Source organism: Pararhizobium sp. (genome assembly GCF_035497515.1).
GTDB lineage: Bacteria > Pseudomonadota > Alphaproteobacteria > Rhizobiales > Rhizobiaceae > Pararhizobium.
Genome location: NZ_DATJDJ010000238.1, coordinates 1 through 4230 on the forward strand (window position 1 = coordinate 1; position 4230 = coordinate 4230).

Consider the following 4230-nt stretch of genomic DNA (forward strand, 5'->3'; position numbering starts at 1 on the left):
ATCCCATCTTGTCGCGACCTGATCGCATCCTGCCCACGCGATGTTGACTTTTCTGAAAATCGCCGTACTGCAACGTTGCAGTAGCCGCCTGTCATCTGGAGTATCCATGATCGATCCCAAGACCCTTTCCGAGCGTTTCCCCGGCGATTTCATTTTCGGCGTGGCGACGGCCTCGTTCCAGATCGAGGGTGCGGCGAAGGCCGATGGGCGCAAGCCGTCCATCTGGGATGCGTTTTCCAACATGCCGGGCCGGGTACACAATCGTGAAAATGGCGACATGGCCTGCGATCATTATAATCGGCTGGAGAACGACCTTGACCTGATCAAGAGCCTCGGCGTCGAAGCCTATCGTTTCTCCATCGCCTGGCCGCGGATCATTCCGGAAGGCACCGGTCCGATCAACGAGAAGGGGCTGGATTTCTACGACCGCCTCGTCGATGGCCTGAAGGCGCGCAACATCAAGGCGTTTGCGACGCTTTATCATTGGGACCTGCCGCTGGCGCTGATGGGCGACGGTGGCTGGACGGCACGCACGACGGCCTACGCCTATCAACGTTACGCCAAGACGGTGATCGCCCGGCTCGGCGACCGTCTCGATGCGGTCGCGACCTTCAACGAACCGTGGTGCTCGGTCTGGCTCAGCCATCTCTATGGTATCCATGCGCCGGGCGAGCGCAACATGGATGCGGCCCTTCATGCGCTGCACTTCACCAATCTTGCTCACGGTCTCGGCGTCGCCACCGTGCGCGAGGCGCAGCCGAACCTGCCGGTCGGCATCGTCATCAATCCGATGCATGTCTATCCGGGCAGCGACAGCGCCGAGGACAAGGCGGCCGCCGAACGCGCGTTCGATTTCCACAACGGCGTTTTCTTCGGCCCGATCTTCAAGGGCGAGTATCCGGAAAGCTTCCTCTCGGCGCTTGGCCATCGCATGCCTGTCATCGAAGACGGCGACATGGCGACGATCAGCCAGAAAACCGACTGGTGGGGCGTCAATTATTATACGCCGATGCGCGTCAGCCATGATCCGGCCGAGGGCGCGGAGTATCCGGCAACGGTCAGCGCCAAGCCGATCAGCGACGTCAAGACCGATATCGGCTGGGAGGTCTTCCCGCAGGCACTGGGCGACCTCATCCGCACCGTCAACGAGCGCTATACATTGCCGGACTGCTACATCACCGAGAATGGCGCGGCCTACAATACGGGTGTCGAAAACGGCGTGGTCGATGACCAGCCGCGCCTCGACTATATCGCCGCGCATCTGTCGGTAACGGCTGACCTGATCAGCGAAGGTTATCCGATGAAGGGTTACTTCGCCTGGAGCCTGATGGACAATTTCGAATGGGCGGAAGGCTACAAGATGCGCTTCGGCATCGTCCATGTCGACTATGAAACCCAGGTTCGCACCATCAAGAAGAGCGGCCATTGGTACAAGGAACTGGCCGGGCAGTTTCCGAAGGGCAACCACAAGGCGGGATGACAGGCGTAGGTGACAGGCGGGCGCCAAACTGCATCATGGCCGGAACCGATTCTCACCCGGAGACCCTGATGTCCCGTCCGCTCGTTCTTTATGCGCTCTGCGGCAGTCTGAGAAAAGCTTCGAGCAACCGTGCCCTGCTCGAAGCGCTGCGTGACGTCGCGCCGGCGGACATCACGATCGATATCTGCGAACTGATCGGCGACCTGCCGATTTTCAATCCCGATCGCGAGGCCAACGACATGCCGGCCGCGGTTTTGGCGCTGGCCGCCCGGATCCGTGTGGCCGATGGCCTGATCGTCTCGTCGCCGGAATATGCCCATGGCATTCCCGGCGGCCTGAAGAATGCACTCGACTGGCTCGTGTCACGGGATGAAATCCCGCACAAGCCCGTCATGCTCATCCACGCGTCCCATCGCGGCGGCGATGCGCTCGGTGCGTTGACGGAGGTCCTGAAGACCATTTCCGTCCGGCTGGTGGATGAGAGCTTTTTCCGGATCAACCTTCTCGGCAAGTCGCCCGAACAGCGTGCGGCGATCCTGGCTGAGCCCGAAACAAAGAAGCTGCTTTCGGCAAGGCTGCAGCGGTTTGCGGAGGCGATCATCGCCTTCGGGGAGGAAGGCCGTCCGGTGACAGGCGGCCGCGATTGACACCGGCCAAGCGGCGACCATAACTGGTGATCATGACCCTTCGGCTTTCCTCCCTCGACAAAGACCTCCTTGATGGCGCGCATGGCGAGGCGGCGGCCTTCTGCATGCGGCTGCTCACCCGTTTTGCGGACGCGGTCGGGGCTGAGAGCTTCATCGATATCGACGGCGCGCATATCGATGGCTGTCTTTATCTCGGTCAGGTCAGTCTCGATTTCGTCGAGCATCTGGTGCGGCTCAAGGGCCGCGTCCGCGTGCCGACGACGCTCAATGTCGGATCGGTGGATCTCATCCATCCCGAACTGTTCCATGGCGATAGCGAGGTTGGCACCAATGGTGCGCGTCTGATGAAAGCGCATGAGGAGCTTGGCTGCATGCCGACCTTCACCTGCGCACCCTACCAGACGATGTTCCGGCCGCGGTTCGGTGCGCAGATCGCCTGGGCGGAATCCAACGCCATCGTCTTTGCCAATTCGGTGATCGGCGCCCGGACCAACCGTTACGGCGATTTCATCGATCTTTGTTGCGCGCTGACGGGCAGGGCGCCTTTCTACGGCCTGCATATGCCGGAAAACCGGCGCGCGCGGGTTCTGGTCGAAGTCGAAAGCCTACCGGAGGAATGGACCGATGCCGGCCCGGCCTGTGTCGCTGTCGGCCATACGATCGGCAAGCGATGCGGCAGTCTGGTCCCGGCGATCACCGGCCTGCCGGCTCATGCTCAGGAAGATGACCTGAAGGCGCTCGGCGCGGTTGCGGCATCGTCAGGCGCGGTGGCGCTGTTCCATGCCGTCGGCCTGACGCCGGAGGCGCCGACCGTTGAAGCCGCGTTTCAGGGGCATAGGCCTGATGAAACAATCCGTCTCACGGCGGATGACCTGCGCGCGACGGTTCGCAATCTCTCTACCGTGCCCGATGGTACGCCGCTGGTCGGCGTCAGCCTCGGGACACCACATTTCTCGCTGGAGGAATTTGCCCGGCTCATGCCGCTGATGCACGGTTCCAGGCCGGCGGTCGATGTCTATGTCAACACCAATCGCGGCGTTCTGGAGGAACTGACGACACGTGGCTGGAAGGAAATCCTGGAGGCGCAGGGTGTGACGCTGGTGATTGATACCTGCACCTATGTCACGGCGATCATGCGCGACATGTCCGGTGCGATCATGACCAATTCCGGAAAGATGGCCTATTACGCGCCCGGCAATATTGGCGTCGATATCGCCTTCGGTTCGCTTGCCGAATGCATGGCTTCGGCGCGGGCCGGAAAGGTGATGCGATTATGACTCAAACAATCGACGCCGTCATGCTTGTCGCCGGATCAGCCGAGGGATCGGCATTCGTGCTGTCCGAGCCTTTGAGCTTCTGGGGCGGACTGGATTCCGCCACCGGTGCCATCATCGATCAATGGCACCCGCAGAAGGCCCAGATCATGTCGGGCAAGATCCTGGTCATGAAGGCCGGGCGCGGTTCCAGTTCCGGCAGTTCTGTGCTGGCGGAGGCCATCCGCAGGGGAACCGGGCCTGCGGGTATCGTGCTGATGACGCGGGACGCGATCGTCACCGTCGGGGCGATGGTGGCGGCGGAACTTTATGCGGCCCATTGCCCTGTCGTGTTGGTGTCGGAGACTGATTGGCCGAGGATCACTCGGAGTCCGGAACTGCGCCTGACGGCCAAGGAAGGGGGAGCAACGCTGGAACTGCTAGGTCCCTGTTAGCATCCTCTTTTTGAGGTGATCATCGTAAAGACTTTGGAATGCTTTTTCTGACAGCGTGGCGCATCCGGAGTGCCTGATGCGTAAACTGTCCAGTATCCTTCAGAATATCACGCGGCTGAAGCGGCAGAATGTCGTGCTGCTTCTGCTGGTTTCGTTTGCGCTGGTCGTTGTCGTCGTTGTGGCCATCGTGCTCACCGCGCTGCAAACCATTGCCTCTACCACCAATGCGCTGGATGAACGCCGCTCCCGGCAGGCGATGTCCGGAGCGCTTGCCATGATGCGCAACCAGATGGCGACGACGATGCATGATTATGCCGTCTGGGACGATGCGGCGCGCGCGGTCTATGCGCCGGATTCGCAAGAGTGGATCGTCGAGAATTTCGGCCTTGCCAGCG

Annotated in this window: 5 protein-coding genes; all 5 read left to right on the forward strand. The window is 61.3% G+C overall.

Features of this window, described 5'->3' with window-relative positions:
- Nucleotides 1-106: 106 nt before the first annotated feature.
- On the forward strand, nt 107-1480 hold the full coding sequence (locus tag VL202_RS24955) for a GH1 family beta-glucosidase (RefSeq protein ID WP_325466752.1): 1374 nt from the start codon (nt 107-109) through the stop codon (nt 1478-1480).
- Between the two features lie 68 nt (nt 1481-1548).
- Nucleotides 1549-2127 carry an NADPH-dependent FMN reductase gene (locus VL202_RS24960; RefSeq protein ID WP_325466753.1) on the forward strand — a complete coding sequence of 193 codons (579 nt, stop codon included), beginning with the start codon at nt 1549-1551 and terminating at the stop codon, nt 2125-2127.
- A gap of 32 nt (nt 2128-2159) precedes the next feature.
- Entirely contained in the window at nt 2160-3404 is a 1245-nt protein-coding gene (locus tag VL202_RS24965; RefSeq protein WP_325466756.1) for an aconitase X catalytic domain-containing protein, read from the forward strand.
- The gene (locus VL202_RS24970) at nt 3401-3835 is read left to right on the forward strand and encodes an aconitase X swivel domain-containing protein (RefSeq protein WP_325466754.1); all 435 of its coding nucleotides are present in this window, start codon (nt 3401-3403) and stop codon (nt 3833-3835) included. Before VL202_RS24965 ends, VL202_RS24970 begins: the two co-directional genes overlap by 4 nt.
- A 76-nt stretch (nt 3836-3911) precedes the next feature.
- Nucleotides 3912-4230, forward strand: a 319-nt coding sequence (locus tag VL202_RS24975) for a CHASE4 domain-containing protein (protein WP_325466755.1), incomplete at its 3' end; no start/stop codon positions are given.

Excerpts from the sequence above, each read along its gene's own strand:
- VL202_RS24955 (WP_325466752.1), top strand. The coding sequence starts at position 107 with ATGATCGATCCCAAGACCCTTTCCGAGCGTTTCCCCGGCGATTTCATT.
- VL202_RS24960 (WP_325466753.1), top strand. The coding sequence starts at position 1,549 with ATGTCCCGTCCGCTCGTTCTTTATGCGCTCTGCGGCAGTCTGAGAAAA.
- VL202_RS24965 (WP_325466756.1), top strand. The coding sequence starts at position 2,160 with ATGACCCTTCGGCTTTCCTCCCTCGACAAAGACCTCCTTGATGGCGCG.
- VL202_RS24970 (WP_325466754.1), top strand. The coding sequence starts at position 3,401 with ATGACTCAAACAATCGACGCCGTCATGCTTGTCGCCGGATCAGCCGAG.